This is a genomic window from Agrococcus carbonis (assembly GCF_900104705.1).
Lineage (GTDB): Bacteria > Actinomycetota > Actinomycetes > Actinomycetales > Microbacteriaceae > Agrococcus > Agrococcus carbonis.
Genome location: NZ_LT629734.1, coordinates 1,841,315 through 1,861,218 on the forward strand (window position 1 = coordinate 1,841,315; position 19,904 = coordinate 1,861,218).

The following is a 19,904-nucleotide window of genomic DNA, read 5'->3' on the forward strand; positions in this document are numbered from 1 at the left end:
AGCAGCTCAGGCGCAACGCATAGGGCGTATGCGGCCAGCGGTATTGCGTACGGCATACGCTGAAAGCATCCGGGGTCCCGACCACGACGGTCGACCGGCCTCCACCGGCTGGGAAGTCGTCGCGACCCCGAAGGGACCCATGACCTCGATCACCGCAACGAGCGCCACGCTCGGCGCCGTGCGCACCACCACCCCCGCATCCGCCCGCTCCGAGGAGGATCGCCGCGCCGACTTCCGGGTCGTCGCCAAGGCGGTGCGCGACGCGGGCCTCCTCGAGCGGACGGTCGGCTTCTACAGCTGGCTGCTCGTCGGCCTCGGGGTCGCGCTCGTCGCGCTGCTCGCGGGCTCCGTGCTGCTCGGTGACAGCTGGTTCCAGCTGCTCATCGCCGCGGGGCTCGGCGTCGTGCTCACGCAGATCGCCTTCATCGCCCACGAGGCCTCGCACCGCCAGGTGCTGCGCTCCGGGCCCGCGAACGACCGGCTCGGCCGCATCCTCGCCGCCGGCGTCGTCGGCATCAGCCACCAGTGGTGGATGACGAAGCACTCGCGCCACCACGCCAACCCCAACCAGATCGGCCGCGACCCGGACATCGAGGTCGACACCATCTCGTTCCTGCCCTCCGACGCCAAGCGTGCCCGGGGCATCCAGCGCTGGATCACCCGCCGCCAGGGCTGGCTGTTCTTCCCGCTGCTGACCTTCGAGGGCCTCAACCTGCACGTGCGCTCGGTCGCGACGCTGCTCGAGCGACGCCCCGTGGTGGGCCGCTGGCTCGAGCTCGGCATGATCGCCGCGCGCTTCGCCGTGCTCATCGCGTTCCTCCTGCTCGTGATGCCGCCGTGGATGGCGCTCGCGTTCCTCGGCGTGCAGCTCGCCGTGTTCGGCGTCGGCATGGGCGCGTCGTTCGCGCCCAACCACAAGGGCATGCCCACCGTCAGCCGTGACGCCAAGCTCGACTTCTTCAGCAAGCAGGTGCGCACGTCGCGCAACATCCGCGGATGGGGCATGAGCGCGCTCATGGGCGGCCTGAACTACCAGGTCGAGCACCACCTCTTCCCCAACATGGCGCGCCCGCACCTCCGGGCGGCGAGCGACATCGTGCGCCTCCACTGCGCGACCCACGGCATCCCCTACACCGAGACCGGCATGGTCGGCGCCTACGCATCCGTCGTCCGCTACCTCAACCGCGTCGGCCTCGCCGCCCGCGACCCGTTCGAGTGCCCGATGCTGTCGGCGCGCCGCATCGAGGCGACCGAGCGGCGCGGATGACCGGGGGACGGATGCGCGGGGCGCGCTCGAGCGCGGCGCGGACGCCTCGTAGGCGCATGCCGCTCCGGCACGCGATCGCGCAGCTGCATTGGGCGGTGAGCCCGTGGCGGCTCGTGCGCGAGTCGCCCGCCCACGACGGGCCGCGCCTGCTGATCGGCGCCCCGCACACCTCCAACCGCGACTTCGTGCTCATGCTCGCGATCGCGTGGGATGCGCGGCTCCCGGTGCGCTGGCTCGGCAAGCGCGAACTCTTCCGCGGGCCGCTCGGCGGGCTCATGCTGCGGCTCGGCGGCATCCCCGTCGACCGCGACGACCCGGCGGGGCTCGTCGACCGCGTCGCCGAGCTCGCGCGCACCGACCCGCACGCGGCGATCGTCGTGACGCCCGACGGCACGCGCAGCTCGCGCCAGTGGCGCAGCGGCTTCTACCGGATCGCGCTCGAAGCGGGCGTGCCCGTCACGCTCGGCTGGGTCGACTCGGTCACCGGCACGACGGGGCTCGGGCCGACGATCGCGCTCACGGGGGATGTGCCCGCCGACATGGACCGCATCCGCGCCTTCTACGCCGACAAGCGCGGCATCATCCCCGAGCGCACCACCGAGCCGCGGCTCGCCGACGAGGCGGGCCTCAGCGAGCGCCTGGCCGCTGAGCGCGGCGGGGGAGCGGCCCTCCGCTGATCGGCCCTGCGCTGATCGGCCCTGCGCTGATCGGCCCTGCGCTGCGTTGATCGGCCCTGCCCTGCGCTGACCGGCCGTGCGCTGAGCGCTGCTGCACCGCTGGCGCCGCGCCGCACGCCCTGGCGCGACGGCGCGTGCGATGCCACCATGAGGCCATGACCGACATGCAGGGACGCGACGAGCCGGTGCACGAGATCAGCCCGGAGGAGTGCCGCAAGCTGCTCTCCGCCTTCGAGTTCGGGCGCATCGCGTTCCGCGTCGGCGACGTGCTCGAGGTGTTCCCCATCAACTACCACGCGTCCGGGAACGAGATCACGTTCCGCACCGCGCCCGGCACGAAGCTCGCCGGCGTCCTGCTCGCCGACGACGTCGTCTTCGAGATCGACAACATCGGCGTCAAGGAGGCGTGGAGCGTCATCGGCCACGGCAAGGCGCGCCGGCTCGAGTCGAGCGACGAGGTCGAGGCCGCCTCGAGGCTGCCCATCCACCCGCTCGTGCCGACGGTCAAGCGCGAGTACGTGCGCATCGACCTCTCCCGGGTCTCCGGCCGCCGCTTCCACCGCTGGCCCGAGCCGGACGCCGACAACGAGCCGCTCGTCGACTCGAGCGACTGAGCGCCGCGGAATGGCGGCTGCGCTGCGCGCGTTCTCCGTCGTGACACGACGCAGAGCACACGCAGCCAGAGGAGACGCATGACGCAGCCGGCCGCATCGGGCGCCAGCACGGTCGAGGCGAGCGCCGCGACCCAGACGATCGCCATCCTCGGCGCCGGCAAGATCGGCACCGTGCTGGCGAAGCACGCGCTCGCCGCCGGGCACCGCACGCTCATCGCGGGCTCGGGCAGCGCGGCCCGCATCCGCCTCATCGTGGAGTACCTCGCGCCGGGCGCTGAGGCGATGGTGTCGGCGGATGCGGCTGCCGCGGCCGACGTCGTCATCCTCGCCCTGCCGCTCGGGCAGTACGAGCGGCTGCCGGTGGAGCAGCTGCGCGGCAAGCTCGTGATCGACGCGATGAACTACTGGTGGGAGACCGACGGCATCCGCGACGAGTTCACCGACCCGGATCGCCCGACCAGCACGATCGTGCAGGAGTTCCTGGCGGAGTCGCGCGTCGTGAAGGCCTTCAACCACATGGGCTACCACGACCTCGCCGACTGGCCGCGGCCGGCCGGGCACCCGCAGCGCCGCGCGATCGCCGTCGCGGGCGACGACCCGGCCGATGTCGCGGAGGTCGCCGGGATCGTCGACGGCTTCGGCTTCGACCCCGTCGTGCTGCCGACGCTCGCCGACGGCCTGCACCTGCAGCCGGGCTGGCCGGCCTTCGGCGCGAACGAGGACGCCGCGACGCTGCGCGAGCTCATCGCGACCGCCTGAGAGCGGCGCGCCGGCGTCATCCCGAGGCGCCGCCGCGCTGCATCAGCGCGCCGCTCGGGCCCGCCGGCGCACCAGCGGCTCGACCTCGGCCAGCTCGGCCGCGGTCGCCATGCGGTAGGCGCCGGCCGGCTCCGCCTCGACGGCGCGGCGACCCTGCCCGCGCGTGCGCACGAGCGACGCGACGACCGACGCTGCGATGATCGCCGCGACGACCGCGAGCGAGACGGGCGTCGGGATGTAGAGGACGTCGAGGAGCGCCATCTTCGCTCCCACCCACAGCAGCACGACCGCGAGCCCGACCTTGAGGTAGACGAAGCGGTGCATGAGGTCGGCGAGCAGGAAGTACATCGCGCGCAGGCCCAGGATCGCGAAGGCGTTCGCGGTGAACACGATGAAGGGCTCGGCGGTGACCGCGAAGATCGCCGGGATGGAGTCGACCGCGAAGATGATGTCGGTCACCTCGACGAGCACGAGCACCGCGAGCAGCGGGGTCGCCATCACGACGCCCGCCCGGCGCACGAGGAACCGCTGGCCGTAGTACGCGTCCGTCGTCGGCACGAGGCGCCGGAACAGCCGCAGCGTGCGCGAGCGCTCCGGATGCGGGTGCTCGTGGCGCGTGCGGAGCATCTGGATGCCCGTGAGGATCAGGAACGCGGCGAAGACGTAGAGGATCCACGAGTAGCGCTCGATGAGCGCCGCGCCGGCGGCGATGAAGATGCCGCGGAAGACGAGCGCACCGAGCACGCCCAGGAACAGCACGCGGTGCTGGAGCTCGCGCGGCACGGCGAACGAGGCGAAGATGATCGCCCACACGAAGACGTTGTCGACGGCGAGCGACTTCTCGATGAGGTAGCCGGCGAAGTACTGCTGGCCGTACTCGGCGCCCCAGACGCTCCAGACGACGAGGCCGAAGCCGACGCCGACGCCGACCCACGCCACTGACCACGCGAGCGCTTCTCGCACGCCGATCACGTGCGCGCGGCGGTGGGCGAAGAGGTCGATCGCGAGCATCGCGAGGATGATCGCGAGGACGGCGAGCCAGGCGGCGAGGGGAGCACCCATGCGTTCCTCCAGTCGGCGGTGCAACTGGAGGTCTCGACCGGGGGCCGCCTGTCGGCGGTCCCGCATCCGCCGGAGCCCGATGGCGGGCACGGAGTGACGACGGATGCCGGGGGACTACTCCCCTCCGCATCCCACGATACGAGTGGGCGGCTGCGGTCGTCAAAGGAAACGTGCGACCGGGGGCACGAGGAAGCCCCCGGCGGTGACCGGGGGCTTCACTGGTGGCTCCGACGGGCGTCGATCCCGTGACCTCACGATTTTCAGTCGTGCGCTCTACCAACTGAGCTACAGAGCCTCGGACTCTCGTCCGCTCCTTGCAGAAAGCCCTCTCGCTGTGAGAGGGCCCGCCGCAATGGCGACCCTGACGGGACTTGAACCCGCGACCTCCGCCGTGACAGGGCGGCGCGCTAACCAGACTGCGCTACAGGGCCTTACTGGCAGTACCCATCGTACAGAACCCGATCGCACGAACCGAATCCGAAGAGAGTGACCCCAACGGGATTCGAACCCGTGCTGCCGCCGTGAAAGGGCGGTGTCCTAGGCCGCTAAACGATGGGGCCGTGTGCCGAAGCACGCGACTACCGAGGAGACACGTTACAGGGCGGTCGCGCCTCCGTGCAAATCGGCTGCGCCGGACCGGCGCGTTGCCCTCGCTCAGGGCTGGCGCAAGGCCACCGAGGGCGACACGCCCGCCTCAGCCTTCCGCAAGCAAACCTTCTAGTCGAGCATGAATGTTGCTAGCGTTGCTCCGATTGTGCCGCGCCCGGCGGGAGCTGAGGCTGCGGCGATGCACGATGACGCGGCAGACCCATGCCGCAAGACGGGGAGACCATGGCGAAGCCCGAGCGGCAGGCGGACCTCGAGCGACGGCGCGCCCGCTGGCGCGGCCTCCGCTTCGCCGCCTCCGCGACTGCGGCGATCGCCGCGCTCGTCGCCACGCTCGTCGTGCCCGTGGTTCCCGAAGCGCAGGCGGTCGACGAGTACGGCTTCCCGACCTGGGCGGAGGTCGAGGCGGCGCGCAGCGACGTCAACGCCAAGGACCGCCAGATCTCCGAGATCCGCGGGCTCATCTCGCGGCTCGAGAACGAGGCCGCCGCCGCCGAGGCCCTCTCGCAGCAGCGGGCCGCCGAGGCCATCGAGGCGCAGCGCGTCTACGACGAGGCCGTGGCCGTCGCCGAGCGCCTGCAGGAGCAGGCCGACGAGGCCAGCGCGCGCGCCGAGGAGTCGCAGACCGCGGCCGGCCAGCTCGCGGCGCAGCTCGCGCGCACCGGCGGCACGGGCGACATGAGCGCCGAGCTCTTCGCCAACCCGGGCTCCGCCGACACGTGGCTCTACCGGCTCGGGATGATGGACCGCGTCGCCGGCACCGCCGACTCGCTCTACCAGCAGGCCCAGCAGGATGCGAACACCGCGCAGGCGCTGCAGGATCAGGCGACCGTCGCGCGCGACGCGCTCCACGAGCTGAAGGTCGCGGCCGACGAGGCGCTCGTCGCCGCGCAGCAGGCCGCCGAGGCGGCGCAGGCCGCCGTCGTCGCGCAGCAGGAGCACAAGGTCGAGCTCGAGGCGCAGCTCGCGGTGCTCGTCGAGAACCGGCGCGCGACCGAGGAGGACTACCAGGCGGGCCAGGCTCACCGCCGCTGGCTCGCCGAGCAGGAGCGGCTGCGCCGCGAGCGCGAGGCCCGCGAGCGCGAGGAGGCCCGTCAGCGCTGGCTCGCCGAGCAGCGCCGTCTCGCCGAGGAGGCCGCGCGGAACGCGTCGCAGAACAACGGCTCGAGCAGCGGCGGCGGGTCCGTGCCCGTGACGCCGCCCGCGAGCTCGGGCTGGGTCACCCCGCACTACGGCCGCTTCACCTCGGGCTACGGCTGGCGCAACGACCCCGTCGGGCTGCTCGGCCGCAAGCTGCACGCGGGCGTCGACATCGTCGGCGGCTGCTTCTCGCCGATCTACGCCGCGGCGGCCGGCACGGTCGCACTGCGCGGCTACGACATCTACGGGGCGAACATCCTCTACATCCGCCACGCCGGCGGCGTCCAGACCGAGTACGCCCACATGGCGTATCCGGCGACCGTCTACCCGGGCCAGCGCGTGAGCGCCGGCCAGGTCGTCGGCTACGAGGGCAGCACGGGCCACTCGACCGGCTGCCACCTGCACTTCCAGGTGCGAGTGAACGGCTCGCTCGTGAACCCGGAGCCGTTCCTCGCCGCGCGAGGCGTGCGCCTGCGCTGACCGGCCCGGCGCGGACCGGCCCTGCGCGCCCGACGCGCGCTGACGCATCCGCCGCAGCACGACGAAGCGGGGCGCGCCCGAAGGCGCGCCCCGCTCTCGTCAGCTGAGGTCAGTCGGTGACGTCGCGGCCACCCTCGGGCTTCTCGACGCTCTCGCCGGTCTCGTCGCCGTGCGCGGCGTCGAACGCCTCGAAGCCGGCGCGCACGGTCGCCTCGGCCGCGGCCGCGCCCTCCCAGCCGCCGATCTTGGCCCACTTGCCGGGCTCGAGGTCCTTGTAGTGCACGAAGAAGTGCTCGATCTCGTTGCGCACCTGCTGCGGCACGTCGTCGATGTCCTGGATGTGGGCCCAGCGCGGGTCCTTCTCGAGCACGCAGACGACCTTCGTGTCGATGCCGCCGTCGTCCTCCATGTTGAGCTGGCCGACCGGGCGCACCTTGACGAAGACGCCAGGGGGCACCGGGTACTCGAGCAGCACGAGCGCGTCGACGGGGTCGCCGTCGAGGCCCAGGGTGCCCTCGAAGAAGCCGTAGTCGGTCGGGTAGACGAAGGTCGTGAACAGCACGCGGTCGAGGTAGACGCGGCCCGTCTCGTGGTCGACCTCGTACTTGTTGCGGCTCCCCTTCGGGATCTCGATGACGACGTCGTAGGCGGCCAAGAGCGGCTCCTTCTCGTGGGGGTGCGGAATCGGCATAAGGTTACTTCATGCCCGAAAGCGACCGCCGTCCGCGGCTGACGCCCGCCGTCGCCGACGTGCGTCGGGCCGTGCGCGAGGCGACCGCCGACCTGCCGGAGGGATCGCTCGTGCTCGTCGCGCTCTCGGGCGGACCGGACTCGCTCGCGCTCGCCGCGGCGACCGCGTTCGAGGCCCCGCGCGCGGGCCATCGCGCCGGCGCCGTGATCGTCGACCACGGGCTGCAGCCCGACAGCGCCGAGATCGCCGAGCGCGCGGCAGAGCAGGCGCGGATGCTGGGGCTCGACCCCGTGCGCGTCGTGCGCGTGCAGGTCTCGGGCGAGGGCAGCCCCGAGGCGGCCGCGCGCCAGGCGCGCTACGCGGCGCTGCTGCAGGTGCGCAAGGAGCTCGGCGCCGCTGCGGTGCTGCTGGGCCACACGCTCGACGACCAGGCCGAGACGGTGCTCATCGGCCTCGCACGCGGTTCGGGCGCCGAGAGCCTGTGGGGCATGCATCCGCGCATCGGCTTCCTCCGCCGGCCGCTGCTGCAGGTGCGCCGTGCGACGACCCACGCCGCGTGCGTCGACGCGGGCCTCGAGGCGTGGCGCGACCCCCACAACGACGACGACCGCTTCCTGCGCGTGCGCGTGCGCCACCGGGTGCTGCCGATGCTCGACGAGGTCCTCGGCGGCGGCGTCGCGCAGGCCCTCACCCGCACGGCCGACACCCTGCGCGAGGACGCCGAGGCGCTCGCCCACTTCGCGCAGGAGCAGATCGGCGACCTCGTCGAGCACGCCGAGGGCGGCCTCTCGCTCGACGCGGGGGCGCTCGCGGCCAACCCGCCGGCGCTGCGCCAGCGCATCATCCGGCTGGCCGTGCAGAGCGAGTTCCACACGGCGCTCTCGCGCCAGCAGACCCTCGAGGTCTCGCGGCTCGTCACCGACTGGCACGGCCAGGGGCCGATCCACCTGCCGGGCATCCGGGTGACGCGGGAGGGCCGTCGGCTCGTCTTCGTCGCGGCCTGAGCGCCCGGCCGACGCGACCGCATCGCTTGCCGAGCGCATCCGCGTGACCGACGGGCGCAGCCGGACATCTCAGGGTGCACGAGCATCCGCAGCGCCCGAGAGGAACCCCATGGCCACGCTCCGCCCCGCCGCAGTCGCCGCCCCCGCGCTCATCGCGCTCCTGGCGCTCGCCGGCTGCGCGCCCGCCGCACCGCAGGCGACCGCGCCGCCCGTCGCGACCGCGCCTGCGACCACCAGCGCGTCACCCACGCCGATCGGCACGCCGGCACAGGAGGAGCCCAGCTCGTCGCCGACCGAGGCGAGCGGCGTCGCGGTGCCCGCCGACTGGCAGCGCTTCGACCTCGGCGACGGGCACACGAGCTGGTCGATGCCCGCCGACTGGACGGCCGACATCACGACCGAGGTCATCGAAGGCCGCGCCGACTGGACCGACCATCGGGGCCTCGTGCGCGACGCGGCGGGCATCCCGATGCTGCGCTTCGAAGCCGTCGGGAGCGGCGGGCAGTACGCGACCGACTTCTCGCCGTGCGAGCGGCCCGAGGCCGAGGTGCTCGAGTCGCTGCCGCTGGGGGAGCACGTCGTCGACCCCGGCGCCGCTGCCGTCGCCGTCGCCTACGCGGGCGACGACGGGCGGGTCGTCTTCGCGGCCGGGGTCTCCGAGAACGATGCCGAGGGCGCGTGCGAGCCGGGCATCCTCGCCCTGTACCAGGAGGACGGCCCGGCCGGCTACGACTACCTGCTGCTGCAGATCGTCGCCGACGACGGGCTCGCGTACCCCTCGTTCGCGAGCTTCGAGGCGGCGCGCGCCTACCTCGAGACCGACGAGTACGGCGACATCCGCACGGTGCTCGCGTCGTTCGCGAGCCGCTGAGCCGCGACCGCCGCACGCGCGAACTGTGCCGCCCGCGCCGGTAGGTTGGTTCCCACCGCCGCCGCGACCCGAGGAGCGCACATGGAGTTCGAGCACGTCGAGGGCGACCTCGCCAAGACCCTCATCACCGAGCAGGAGCTGCACGACAAGCTCGAGGAGCTCGCGCGCGAGATCGAGGCGGACTACGAGGGCAGGGACCTGCTGCTCGTCGGCGTGCTGCGCGGCGCGGTCATGGTGATGGCCGACCTCGCCCGGGCGCTCAACCGGCACATCGAGATGGACTGGATGGCCGTCTCCTCCTACGGCTCCGGCACCACGTCGTCGGGTGTCGTGCGCATCCTCAAGGACCTCGACAGCGACCTCACCGGTCGCCACGTGCTCATCGTCGAGGACATCATCGACTCCGGGCTCACGCTCTCGTGGCTGCGCGGCAACCTCGAGTCCCGCGGCGCCGCGTCGGTCGAGATCTGCACGATGCTGCGCAAGCCCGACGCGCTCAAGGTCGAGGTCGACGTCAAGTACTGCGGCTTCGACATCCCCAACGAGTTCGTCATCGGCTACGGGCTCGACTACGCCGAGCAGTACCGCAACATGCGCGGCATCGGCGTGCTCGCCCCGCACGTCTACAGCGACAAGGGCTGACGGCGGATGCGGCGGGTTCCGAGCGCAGTCGCGGCCGCGTTTGGGATCATGGCCGGATGAAGCCCCACGCTCGCGCAGCCGCACCCGTCGCACTGCTCGTGGCGGCCGTGCTGCTCGCCGGCTGCTCGGGAGCGACGCCGGACCCGTCGACCGACCCGTCGATCCCTCCGGGCATCACCGCGCCGCCGCCCACGCAGCCGGCGACCCCGACGCCCGAGGCGCCAGAGGTGGAGTCGTCGCTGCCTGCGGAGATCGCAGGCGTCGACACGAGCGACTGGCAGCAGATCCCGACGCCGAGCGGCGCCGCGACGTTCCGCATCCCCGCCGACTGGACGACGCGCGAGGCCGACGGCGGGCTCGACCTGCTGCGCGCCGACGGGCAGCGGCAGCTGCTCTACCGCGAGAGCCCCGACACGGGCGACGGCGCGTGCCGCGACGCCTCGGGCGCGGCGGTCGGCTGGCGCACCTCCCTGCTCGAGCGCTCCGACGTGAGCCTCGAGGGGGCGTCGGGCATCGCGTTCGGCGCCGCCGCCGTGCAGCTCGGCCAGCAGTGGGTGATGAGCGTCGGGCTCCGCCCCGCGCCCGACGCGCAGACGCCGCGCTGCCCGATCGTCAACGCGTTCGACAGCGCAGCCGGCACCATCGCCTTCGGCTCGGAGGTCGTCGTGCAGGGCGCGGGCGACGCGAGCGCGTGGCAGGTCGCATCCTTCGGCGACGCCGAGGCCTACCTCGGCGACCCGGAGTACCGGACGATCCGCGCCATCCTCATGTCGCTCGAGCTCCAGCAGTAGCCGCGGGGCCGGCGCGGACGGCGCCGGCCCAGCGGAGGCGGAGGGGCGCAGGCCTCCAGGGCAGGCCCACAGCGAACACCGGGTGCGGCCGACCCTCCGGCGACTAGCCTGGAGGAATCCCCGACCCGGAAGGGTGCCATGAGCTTCAAGAAGTTCCTGCGCGGTCCGATCCCCTGGATCATCGCCGCGCTCCTCATCGTCGGCATCGCGTTCAGCTTCTTCATGACGCCGCAGTTCCGACCCGTGCAGACGGATGTCGGCATGCAGATGATCGAGGACGGCCGCGTGCAGCAGGCCAAGATCGTCGACGGCGAGCAGCGCGTCGACCTCGTCCTCACCGAGGCCGACGAGGAGTTCGGCCAGCGCGTGCAGTTCTACTACGTCGCGCCCCGCGGCGAGGCCGTCATCGACGCGATCGACGCCGCCGACCCCGAGGGCGGCTACATCGACGAGGTGCCGCAGGGCAACTGGCTGCTCTCGATGCTGGGCCTCCTGCTGCCCGTGCTGCTGCTCGTGGGCCTGTTCTACTTCTTCATGACGCGCATGGCCGGCGGCAACCGCGGCGTGATGCAGTTCGGCAAGTCGAAGGCGCAGCTCATCACCAAGGACATGCCGCAGGTGAAGTTCTCGGACGTCGCCGGCGCCGACGAGGCCGTCGAGGAGCTCGGCGAGATCAAGGAGTTCCTGCAGGACCCCTCGAAGTTCCAGGCGGTCGGCGCGCGCATCCCGAAGGGCGTGCTGCTCTACGGCCCTCCCGGCACCGGCAAGACGCTGCTCGCCCGCGCGGTCGCCGGCGAGGCGGGCGTGCCCTTCTACTCGATCTCGGGCTCCGACTTCGTCGAGATGTTCGTCGGCGTCGGCGCGAGCCGCGTGCGCGACCTCTTCGAGCAGGCCAAGCAGAACGCCCCGGCGATCATCTTCGTCGACGAGATCGACGCCGTGGGCCGCCACCGCGGCGCGGGCCTCGGCGGCGGCCACGACGAGCGCGAGCAGACGCTCAACCAGCTGCTCGTCGAGATGGACGGCTTCGACGTCAAGACGAACGTCATCCTCATCGCGGCGACGAACCGCCCCGACATCCTCGACCCGGCGCTGCTGCGCCCGGGCCGCTTCGACCGCCAGATCGGCGTCGACGCACCCGACATGAAGGGTCGCGCGACGATCCTCAGGGTGCACGCGAAGGGCAAGCCCATCGCCGAGGGCGTCGACCTCGACGTGCTCGCGCGGAAGACCCCCGGCTTCACGGGCGCCGACCTCGCCAACGTGCTGAACGAGGCGGCGCTCCTCACGGCCCGCAACAACGCGACGCAGATCACCGACGCCGCGCTCGACGAGGCGGTCGACCGCGTGATGGCCGGCCCGCAGCGGCGCACCCGCGTCATGAACGACAAGGAGCGGCTCATCACCGCCTACCACGAGGGCGGCCACGCGCTCGCGGCGGCGGCGATGCGGCACTCCGACCCGGTGACGAAGGTGACGATCCTGCCGCGCGGCCGCGCGCTCGGCTACACGATGGTGCTCCCGGTGAACGACAAGTACTCGGTCACGCGCAACGAGCTGCTCGACCAGCTCACCTACGCGATGGGCGGCCGCGTCGCCGAGGAGATCGTCTTCCACGACCCCACCACGGGCGCCGGCAACGACATCGAGAAGGCCACCGGCATCGCCCGCAAGATGGTGACCGAGTACGGCATGACGAGCGCGATCGGCGCGGTGAAGCTCGGCAGCGCGCAGGGGGAGCAGTTCTTCGGCCGCGACACCGGCTCGGCGCGCGACTTCTCCGACACGCTCTCGGAGGCCGTCGACCGCGAGATCCGCGGGCTCATCGAGCAGGCCCACACCGAGGCGTGGCAGGTGCTCAACACCAACCGCGATGTGCTCGACCGGCTCGCGGCCGAGCTGCTCGAGCGCGAGACGCTCGACCACCTCGCGCTCGAGGAGATCTTCGCCGACGTGCAGAAGCTGCCCGAGCGCCCGCAGTGGCTCTCGCACCCCGACCGGCCGGTGAGCGATCGCCCGCCGATCGAGCTGCCCGTCTCGCAGCACGTCGACGAGGCGGTCGAGCCCGACGTCGAGAGCGAAGCCTCGGCCTGATGGCGGTCGATCGCGAGCGCGTCGAGGCGGCCGTGCGCGAGCTGCTCGCGGCCATCGGCGACGACCCCGAGCGCGAGGGGCTGCGCGACACCCCGCGTCGCGTCGCGACCGCCTACGCCGAGTACTTCGCGGGCGTGGGCGCCGACCCGACGGCGCAGCTCGACACCCTCGGCCTCGAGGGCGAGACGGGCGAGATGGTGCTGCTGCGCGACATCGAGTTCCGCTCGATGTGCGAGCACCACCTGCTGCCGTTCACGGGCGTCGCCCACATCGCCTACCTGCCGGGCGACCGCATCGTCGGCCTCGGCCGCATCCCCGCGGTCGTCGACGTCGTCGCCTCCCGCCCGCAGATCCAGGAGCGGCTGACCGACGAGATCGCCGACGCGCTCGTGGCGGGCCTCGCTCCGCGCGGGGTGCTCGTCGTGATCGAGGCGGCACACGGATGCGTGCAGGCGCGCGGGGCGCGGCAGGCGAGCTCGACGGCGGTCACGGTCGCGAGCCGCGGCCAGCTCGCCGAGCCGCTCGAGCGGGCGGAGATCATGGCACTCATCGGCGAGCGGAGGTAGGCGTGGTGCAGCGGCGGACCGAGGTGTGGGGCATCCTCAACGTCACACCCGACTCGTTCAGCGACGGCGGTCGCTACGTCGACGCGGGCGCGGCGATCGCGCACGCGCGGCGCATGCGCGCGCAGGGCGCCGACGTCATCGACGTCGGCGGCGAGTCGACGAGGCCCGGCGCCCAGCCGCTCGACCCCGCCGAGGAGCAGGCGCGCATCCTGCCCGTGATCCGCGAGCTCGTGCGCGAGGGCATGCGGGTCTCGGTCGACACGATCCACGCATCCACCGCCCGGGCCGTCGTCGAGGCCGGTGCCGAGATCGTGAACGACGTCACCGCCGGCACGCACGACACCGACATGCTCCGCGCGGTTGCCGAGGGCGACGTGCGCATCGTGCTCATGCACTCGCGCGGCATCGACGTCACGGTCGACACGCACTACGACGACGTCGTCGAGGAGGTGCTGGCGCATCTCGAGGAGCGGGTCGCGGCGGCCATCGCCGCCGGCATCCCGGCGGAGCGCATCATCCTCGACCCGGGGTTCGGCTTCTCGAAGGATCCCGACGCCAACTGGCGGCTGCTCGCCGCGCTCCCGCTGCTCGCGCGCCGGCTCGGCCTGCCGCTGCTCGTCGGCACGAGCCGCAAGCGGTTCCTCGGCACGCTGCTGCCGGACGGCGCCGACGCCGCGGAGCGCGACGCCGCGACGGCCGCCACCTCGCTGCTCGCCGCGCAGGCGGGCGCAGCCGCGGTGCGGGTCCACGACGTCGCCTCGACCGTCTCGGCGCTGCGGGTCCTCGACGCGACGACCGGCGCCGCGGGCGCACCAGGAGCGACGCAGGGCTGGTCGATCGAGCTCGGCACCGGCGCGAGCGTCGACCCCGAGCGCCACGGCGTGATCGAGCTGCGCGGCGTGCGCGCCCGCGGCCACCACGGCGTGCTGCCCGAGGAGCGACGGGACGGCCAGGAGTTCGTCGTCGACGTCGCGCTCGGCCTCGACGTGCACGACGCGGTCGCCGCCGACGACGTCGCGAGCACCGTCCACTACGGCGAGCTCGCCGAGCAGCTCGTCCGAGCGATCGAGCGCGACCCCGTCGACCTCATCGAGACGCTCGCCGACCGGCTCGCGGGCGTGTGCCTCGCGCACCCGCGCGTGCAGCACGCATCCGTCACCGTGCACAAGCCGGCAGCGCCTATCGCCGTGGCGTTCGACGACGTCGCCGTGACCGTGCACCGGTCGGCGGGGGCACGATGAGGCTGCAGGCCGAGCGCCGCGCCGTGCTGTCGCTCGGCGCGAACCTCGGCGATCGGGTGGCGACCATCGACGCGGCAGTGCGGGCGCTCGAGGCGATCGACGGCATCCGCGCCATCGCCCGCTCGAGCGCGTGGGAGTCGCCGTCGTGGCACCCCGACGGCGAGGGCCTGACCCCCGACTACGTCAACATCGTGCTCGTCGTCGGCACGACGATGGAGCCGCTCGACCTGCTCGATGCGACGCGAGCGGTCGAGGATGCGCTCGGCCGCGTGCGCGCGGAGCGGTGGGGATCGCGCACGATCGACATCGACATCGTCACGATGGGCGGCATCGAGCGCGCCGAGGACCGCCTCGTGCTGCCGCACCCGCGCGCGCACGAGCGGCAGTTCGTGCTGCAGCCGTGGCTCGAGGTCGAGCCGGATGCCGTGCTCCCCGGGCACGGGCCGATCGCCGAGCTCGCCGACTACGCCGACGGCGACGCGTGGAGGCTGGCTTGAGCCGCACGAGCCCGCTCGCGATCGCGCTCATCGCGCTGCTCGCCGCGGCGGTCGCGTGGCTGCTCGAGTGGATGCTCGTGATGACGGGCAGGCCGGCGCTCGTGCCGCCGGTGACCCTCGGGCCCGCGCTCGCCCTGCTCGCGGTCGTGCTGCTGCTGCTCGCGTGGCCCGTGCGGCAGGCGGCGCGCGGCGCGCGGCGCATCGACTACCGGCACGCGACGAGCGTCCTCGGCTTCGCGAAGGCGTCGTCGGTCGTCGGCGCGCTGCTCGGCGGCGCGGCGCTCGGCGCGCTCGGGTTCTTCGGCACGCGCGCGGTCGTCGCGGGTGACGCCGTGCTCACGCTCGCGATCGTGGCGGGCGGTGCGCTCATGCAGCTCGTCGCGGGCCTCGTCGCCGAGCACTGGTGCGTGCTGCCGCCCGACGACGAGGACGACGCGACCGCGGCCGCGGGGAGCGCGGCGTAGGCCTCCGGTCTCGCGACGCGTGCGGCTGCGCCGCGCGCTCCTCGACCTTGCTGCCTCCGGGCGCAACGCCTGCGGCATCGCGCCCTGCGGCATCAACGCTCGGGCGCTGGCTCGAACGTCGTCATCGACTCCTCGTCGAACGCCGCGCGGATCTCCTCGACGCCGTCCCAGTTGACGTAGACGACCGACTGGCTGCCCTCCATGCCGGTGCCGAGCGTCGGCATCGTGAAGGTGTTGATGCTCGAGTTGTCGATGCCCGCGAGCGATGCCGCGAGCGGCAGCGACGAGCCGAGCTGGAACGTGTCGGTCGTGGCGACGTGCGGCGAGACGGTCGCGAAGATGTCGGCCATGCGGTTGGGGTTCGTGAGGTTCTCGCGCGTCATCGTCTGCGTCATGAGCCCACGGAGGAACGCGCGCTGGTTGTGGGTGCGCTGGTAGTCGCCGTCCGAGAACGGGTAGCGGGCGCGCACGTAGGCGAGCGCCTCCTCGCCCGAGATGGTGATCTCGCCGCTCGGGTAGTCGAACTCGTCGACGCTGAAGGCGATGTCGTTCTGCAGCCGCACGCCGCCGAGCGCCTCGGTGAGCCCCTCGAAGCCCTCGAAGTCGATGATGCCGACGTGGTCGATGCGCTGGTCGATGATCGTCTCGACCGTCTGCACCATCAGCGGCACGCCGCCGAGCGCGAGCGCGGCGTTGACCTTCGCGTTCCCGTGGCCCGGGATCTCGACCCACGAGTCGCGCATGATCGACATGATCTGCACCGTCTCGCGGTCGGGCGGGATGTGCGCGACGAGGATGACGTCGGCGCGGTCGCCGAGGTCGGTGAGCAGCGAGTCGCTCTGGCCGCGCGTGTCGGTGCCGAGCAGCAGCACGTTCACGGGGGCACCCGCGTCGGTCGTCTCGGCCTCGGGCCGCAGCGACTCGTCGGGGAAGGCCGACTCGATCGTCTCGACCTGCTGCACCGACGGGTTGATGCGGAGGAAGTACCAGCCGATCGCCGCCAGCAGCGCCAGCACGATCACGCCGACGATGCTCACGGCGATCCATCGGCCGACGTATCGCTGCTTCTGGGGGGTCTCTGCCGTCACGGTGGCAGTATCGCAGGTGATCTGATCAGCCCCCTCGCACTAGCCTGGAGAGCCGAGCGATCTTCGACGAGGACCGCCGAGCGACCTTCGAGGAGGGCCAGTGGGCGAGCGCCTGGACGTCACCGGCGCGTGGCAGCGCATCAGCATGCGGTACGCCGTCGTCGACTCGATCGGCACGGTGCTCTGGTGGGCCATCCTCGGCGCGGGCGCGACCGTGCCCATCTGGCTCGCGAACGACGGCCGCATGCCCTGGTGGGGCTGGCTGCCGGCGGCCGCCGCCGCTGCGCTCATCGTGATCGGCGTCGTCTTCGCGTTCCTGCGCACCCGCACGATCGGCTACCTCGAGCGCGAGGACGACCTGCTCGTGCGCCGCGGCATGCTCTTCCGGCGCTTCGTCGCCGTGCCCTACGGTCGCATGCAGATCGTCGACATCACGCAGGGTCCCATCGAGCGGATGTTCGGGCTCAAGACCCTGAAGTTCGTCACGGCGGCCGCGTCGAGCGCCATCACGATCCCGGGCATGCCCGGGTCCTCCGCAGAGGAGCTGCGCGACCACCTCGTCGCGGTCTCCGAGTCGCGACGGGCCGGTCTGTGACCGATCCCCGACCCCCGCATCCGGCGCCCGCCGCCGCCCCCGCGAGCGTGCCGCAGGCGACCGAGGCGCGCGCGAAGGCCATCGACCTCGTCGACGGCGAGTGGCACCGGCTGCACCCGGCGACCCCGCTGCTGCGCGGCGGCCTCGCGCTCATCATCTTCCTCGGCGTCATCGTCTCGAGCTTCCGCGACCGGCTGATCGGCGCGTTCGTGCCGAGCGAGTTCGACGAGTGGAACGAGGATCCGTTCGGCGACTTCATCGTCGACCAGATCCTGTGGGTGGCGCTCGGCGTCGTCGTGCTCGTGCTCGTGCTCATCGCGCTGTTCTGGCTCGCGTGGCGCGTGCACCGGTTCCGCATCACGGGCGACGCGGTCGAGGTCGAGCAGGGCATCCTCGTCAAGAAGCACCGCCGCGCGCCGCTCGCGCGCATCCAGGGCATCAACATCCGCAAGCCCTGGTTCGCGCGGCTGCTCGGCGCGTGCAAGTTCGAGATCCAGCAGGCGGGCAGCGACTCCAACGTCGACCTCAACTACCTGAGCTCGTCGGTGGCGGATGCGCTGCGGTACGAGATCCTCAACCGCGCGTCGGGCCGCTCCACGGCCGACGCCGACCGCCTCGCCGCCGCGCGGCAGGCCGGCGGCGGCGTGGTCGACGAGCTGCTGCGGCCCGACGCCGAGATCGCGCACCTCGCGCCCGACTCGCTCGTGCGCATCCCCGTGCGCCGCATCGTGCTGTCGTCGCTGCTCGACGGCTGGATCGTGTGGGCGCTGCTGTACGTCGTCGGCACGCTCGTCGTCATCTTCGGCTTCCAGCAGTGGTGGGCGATCTTCGCGATCCTCCCGGCCGCGATCGCGTTCTTCGCCGCCGGCATGCGGTCGCTCGGCGCGAAGCTGCGCTACTCGATCGCCGCGACGCCCGACGGGATCCGGCTCGCGTACGGGCTCGCCTCCACGACGACCGAGATCCTGCCGCCGGGGCGCATCTTCGCGCTGCAGGTGAAGCAGCCGCTGCTGTGGCGGCCCTTCGGCTGGTGGCAGGTGACGTTCACGCGAGCGGGCCGGGTCTCGAGCGACGGCAGCGGCCAGAGCGGGCAGGCGCAGCAGATGGCCAACTACCTGCTGCCGGTCGGCGACCTGCGCGACGTGCGCACCGTCATCGGGCTCGTGCTGCCCGAGCTCGCGCACTCGCCGCTCATCGACCAGGGCCTCATGGGGCAGGCTCCCGACGCGTTCGTCGTGAGCCCGCCGCGCGCGCGACCGTTCCGCTGGTTCTCGGTGCGCCGCAACGGCTTCCACGTGCACGACGCCGCCTTCGTGCTGCGGCACGGGCGCATCTGGCGCTCGATGCAGCTCGTGCCGCAGGCGCGCGTGCAGTCGGTCGCCGTGCAGCAGGGCCCCATCTACGGGCTCGCGCGCCTCGCGCGCGTGCAGTTCCACGTGCCCGGCTCGGTGCTCTCGCCATCGCTCGGCGCGATCGACCAGCAGCATGCCGCGACGCTCTTCGAGCACGCGATGCGCACGGTGAAGGCGGGCATCGACCGGGATGCGTCGGAGTCGTGGGCGGCGTCGCTCACGCGGAACGCGGTGCTCGAGACCGCACCCGCTGTGCAGGACGGCCTGATGCCGGCTCCGGTGCCGCAGCCGCGCGCGCCGTGGGCGCCGCCGGCGGACGGCGCACCCGCGTCGTTCGGGCAGCGCGCGCCGATGCCGCAGCAGCAGCCGCAGCCCTGGGCGCCTCCGCAGCCGCAGCCGCCTGCGCTGCAGCAGCCGTGGCAGCCGCCCGCGCAGCAGCAGCCGTGGCCGCCGCAGCACCAGCCGTGGCCGCCGCAGCACCAGCCGCCGTGGCCGCAGCCGCCTGCGCCGCAGCCGTCGCCGCCGCAGGCGCAGCAGCAGGCCTGGCAGCCGGCCCAGCAGCAGCCGTGGCCGCCCGCTCCGCCCGCGGCGCACGCGCCGCAGCAGGAGCAGCCTCCGGCGCCGCCGCACGACCCGCGCTGGCAGCGCCCGCGCGACGAGCGATGAGGCCCGGTCGGCTCGGGGTCGGCATCATCGGCGCCGGTCGCGTCGGCCCCGTGCTCGGCGCTGCGCTCGCGGGCGCGGGGCACGCCATCATCGGCATCGATGCCACCGGCGACGACGCGATCGAGCGCGCCGAGGCGATGCTGCCCGGTGTCCCCGTGCTCGACGCGCCGACGATCGTCGAGCGCAGCGAGCTCGTGCTGCTCGCGGTGCCGACCGGCGCGCTCGCCGACCTCGTCGCCGGGCTCGCGGCGACCGGCGCGTGGCAGCCCGGCCAGCTCGTTGTGCACACCGCCGCCGAGCACGGCGTCGCGGTGCTGCGGCCCGCGCTCGAGCGCGGCGCGATCCCGCTCGCCCTCCACCCCGCGATGCGCTTCACCGGCACCTCCCTCGACCTCGTGCAGCTGCAGGAGTCGACCGTCGCCGTCACCGCGCCCGGCCCGGTGCTGCCGATCGGGCAGGCGCTCGCGGTCGAGATGGGCGCCGAGCCGATCGTGATCGAGGAGGCCGACCGGCCCGCCTACGCCGAGGCGCTCGCGGCGGCGGGCGAGTTCGCCGACGGCATCGTCGCGCAGGCGCTGCGCCAGCTGCACGAGCTCGGCGTCGAGCGCCCCTCGCGCGTCATCGGCGGCGTCGTGCGCTCGGCGGTCGAGTCCGCGCTCGCGCGCTACCCCGATCCGCCGCTCGAGCCCTGACGCCGCGCGCCCCGTGCACCGGGCGGGCACCGGCGCGCGCATATC

Annotated in this window: 20 protein-coding genes and 3 tRNA genes; 17 read left to right on the forward strand and 6 right to left on the reverse strand. The window is 73.0% G+C overall.

Annotation, left to right across the window (positions count from 1 at the left end; translation table 11 throughout):
* Positions 1 to 139: 139 nt before the first annotated feature.
* The 4 genes from BLT67_RS08885 (at position 140) to BLT67_RS08900 (ending at position 3,317) form a co-directional block, all read left to right on the forward strand.
* Complete coding sequence (locus tag BLT67_RS08885; protein ID WP_092666686.1) at positions 140 to 1,267, forward strand: fatty acid desaturase family protein; 1,128 nt, start codon at positions 140 to 142, stop codon at positions 1,265 to 1,267.
* Positions 1,268 to 1,323: 56 nt separating this feature from the next.
* On the forward strand, positions 1,324 to 1,944 hold the full coding sequence (locus BLT67_RS08890) for a 1-acyl-sn-glycerol-3-phosphate acyltransferase (RefSeq protein WP_092666687.1): 621 nt from the start codon (positions 1,324 to 1,326) through the stop codon (positions 1,942 to 1,944).
* Positions 1,945 to 2,099: 155 nt separating this feature from the next.
* A complete protein-coding gene (locus BLT67_RS08895; RefSeq protein ID WP_231945457.1) occupies positions 2,100 to 2,558 on the forward strand; it encodes a pyridoxamine 5'-phosphate oxidase family protein in 459 nt (152 codons plus the stop codon).
* A 78-nt stretch (positions 2,559 to 2,636) separates the two neighbouring features.
* Positions 2,637 to 3,317 (forward strand): NADPH-dependent F420 reductase, encoded by a 681-nt coding sequence (locus tag BLT67_RS08900; protein WP_092666688.1) that lies wholly within the window; start codon positions 2,637 to 2,639, stop codon positions 3,315 to 3,317.
* A gap of 42 nt (positions 3,318 to 3,359) precedes the next feature.
* Here BLT67_RS08900 and BLT67_RS08905 read toward each other — a convergent pair whose 3' ends face one another.
* The 4 genes from BLT67_RS08905 to BLT67_RS08920 all read right to left on the reverse strand — a co-directional run bounded on the left by BLT67_RS08905 (position 3,360) and on the right by BLT67_RS08920 (position 4,939).
* Complete coding sequence (locus BLT67_RS08905; protein WP_092666689.1) at positions 3,360 to 4,379, reverse strand: TerC family protein; 1,020 nt, start codon at positions 4,377 to 4,379, stop codon at positions 3,360 to 3,362.
* A gap of 219 nt (positions 4,380 to 4,598) precedes the next feature.
* Positions 4,599 to 4,674 (reverse strand) — tRNA-Phe (locus BLT67_RS08910).
* Positions 4,675 to 4,732: 58 nt separating this feature from the next.
* Positions 4,733 to 4,810, reverse strand: a tRNA-Asp gene (locus BLT67_RS08915).
* A gap of 56 nt (positions 4,811 to 4,866) precedes the next feature.
* Positions 4,867 to 4,939 (reverse strand) — tRNA-Glu (locus BLT67_RS08920).
* A 250-nt stretch (positions 4,940 to 5,189) separates the two neighbouring features.
* Here BLT67_RS08920 and BLT67_RS08925 point away from each other — a divergent pair.
* The gene (locus tag BLT67_RS08925; RefSeq protein ID WP_092666690.1) at positions 5,190 to 6,605 is read left to right on the forward strand and encodes a M23 family metallopeptidase; all 1,416 of its coding nucleotides are present in this window, start codon (positions 5,190 to 5,192) and stop codon (positions 6,603 to 6,605) included.
* 109 nt (positions 6,606 to 6,714) lie between these two features.
* On the opposite strand, the gene BLT67_RS08930 is transcribed toward BLT67_RS08925, so the two are convergent.
* Positions 6,715 to 7,260 carry an inorganic diphosphatase gene (locus BLT67_RS08930; RefSeq protein WP_092666691.1) on the reverse strand — a complete coding sequence of 182 codons (546 nt, stop codon included), beginning with the start codon at positions 7,258 to 7,260 and terminating at the stop codon, positions 6,715 to 6,717.
* A gap of 47 nt (positions 7,261 to 7,307) precedes the next feature.
* Here BLT67_RS08930 and tilS point away from each other — a divergent pair, with 47 nt between their 5' ends.
* The 9 genes from tilS (at position 7,308) to BLT67_RS08975 (ending at position 15,466) form a co-directional block, all read left to right on the forward strand.
* On the forward strand, positions 7,308 to 8,300 hold the full coding sequence (gene tilS, locus BLT67_RS08935) for a tRNA lysidine(34) synthetase TilS (protein ID WP_092666692.1): 993 nt from the start codon (positions 7,308 to 7,310) through the stop codon (positions 8,298 to 8,300).
* A gap of 109 nt (positions 8,301 to 8,409) precedes the next feature.
* Positions 8,410 to 9,171: a hypothetical protein gene (locus BLT67_RS08940; protein WP_092666693.1), complete on the forward strand. Its 762-nt coding sequence runs from the start codon at positions 8,410 to 8,412 to the stop codon at positions 9,169 to 9,171.
* Positions 9,172 to 9,252: 81 nt separating this feature from the next.
* Entirely contained in the window at positions 9,253 to 9,813 is a 561-nt protein-coding gene (gene hpt, locus BLT67_RS08945; protein WP_092666694.1) for a hypoxanthine phosphoribosyltransferase, read from the forward strand.
* Between the two features lie 56 nt (positions 9,814 to 9,869).
* The gene (locus tag BLT67_RS08950) at positions 9,870 to 10,604 is read left to right on the forward strand and encodes a hypothetical protein (protein ID WP_092666695.1); all 735 of its coding nucleotides are present in this window, start codon (positions 9,870 to 9,872) and stop codon (positions 10,602 to 10,604) included.
* 138 nt (positions 10,605 to 10,742) lie between these two features.
* Positions 10,743 to 12,698, forward strand: a complete 1,956-nt coding sequence (gene ftsH / locus BLT67_RS08955; RefSeq protein ID WP_092666696.1) for an ATP-dependent zinc metalloprotease FtsH — start codon at positions 10,743 to 10,745, stop codon at positions 12,696 to 12,698.
* Complete coding sequence (gene folE, locus BLT67_RS08960) at positions 12,698 to 13,264, forward strand: GTP cyclohydrolase I FolE (protein WP_172802005.1); 567 nt, start codon at positions 12,698 to 12,700, stop codon at positions 13,262 to 13,264. The genes ftsH and folE overlap by 1 nt, the downstream gene beginning before the upstream one ends.
* A gap of 2 nt (positions 13,265 to 13,266) precedes the next feature.
* On the forward strand, positions 13,267 to 14,505 hold the full coding sequence (folP, locus tag BLT67_RS08965) for a dihydropteroate synthase (RefSeq protein WP_092666697.1): 1,239 nt from the start codon (positions 13,267 to 13,269) through the stop codon (positions 14,503 to 14,505).
* Positions 14,502 to 15,002 (forward strand): 2-amino-4-hydroxy-6-hydroxymethyldihydropteridine diphosphokinase, encoded by a 501-nt coding sequence (folK, locus tag BLT67_RS08970; RefSeq protein ID WP_092666698.1) that lies wholly within the window; start codon positions 14,502 to 14,504, stop codon positions 15,000 to 15,002. Before folP ends, folK begins: the two co-directional genes overlap by 4 nt.
* The gene (locus BLT67_RS08975; protein WP_092666699.1) at positions 14,999 to 15,466 is read left to right on the forward strand and encodes a DUF3180 family protein; all 468 of its coding nucleotides are present in this window, start codon (positions 14,999 to 15,001) and stop codon (positions 15,464 to 15,466) included. Before folK ends, BLT67_RS08975 begins: the two co-directional genes overlap by 4 nt.
* A 92-nt stretch (positions 15,467 to 15,558) precedes the next feature.
* On the opposite strand, the gene BLT67_RS08980 is transcribed toward BLT67_RS08975, so the two are convergent.
* Entirely contained in the window at positions 15,559 to 16,554 is a 996-nt protein-coding gene (locus tag BLT67_RS08980; protein WP_157674299.1) for an LCP family protein, read from the reverse strand.
* A gap of 100 nt (positions 16,555 to 16,654) precedes the next feature.
* Between BLT67_RS08980 and BLT67_RS08985 the strand changes: the two genes are divergently transcribed.
* From BLT67_RS08985 to BLT67_RS08995, 3 genes are read left to right on the forward strand one after another with little or no spacing between them, the layout of a single operon-like run.
* Positions 16,655 to 17,149, forward strand: coding sequence for a PH domain-containing protein (locus BLT67_RS08985; protein WP_092666701.1), 495 nt, complete (start codon positions 16,655 to 16,657; stop codon positions 17,147 to 17,149).
* Positions 17,146 to 19,167 carry a PH domain-containing protein gene (locus BLT67_RS08990; RefSeq protein ID WP_092666702.1) on the forward strand — a complete coding sequence of 674 codons (2,022 nt, stop codon included), beginning with the start codon at positions 17,146 to 17,148 and terminating at the stop codon, positions 19,165 to 19,167. The genes BLT67_RS08985 and BLT67_RS08990 overlap by 4 nt, the downstream gene beginning before the upstream one ends.
* Positions 19,164 to 19,859 (forward strand): DUF2520 domain-containing protein, encoded by a 696-nt coding sequence (locus BLT67_RS08995; RefSeq protein WP_092667605.1) that lies wholly within the window; start codon positions 19,164 to 19,166, stop codon positions 19,857 to 19,859. Before BLT67_RS08990 ends, BLT67_RS08995 begins: the two co-directional genes overlap by 4 nt.
* Positions 19,860 to 19,904 lie beyond the last annotated feature (45 nt).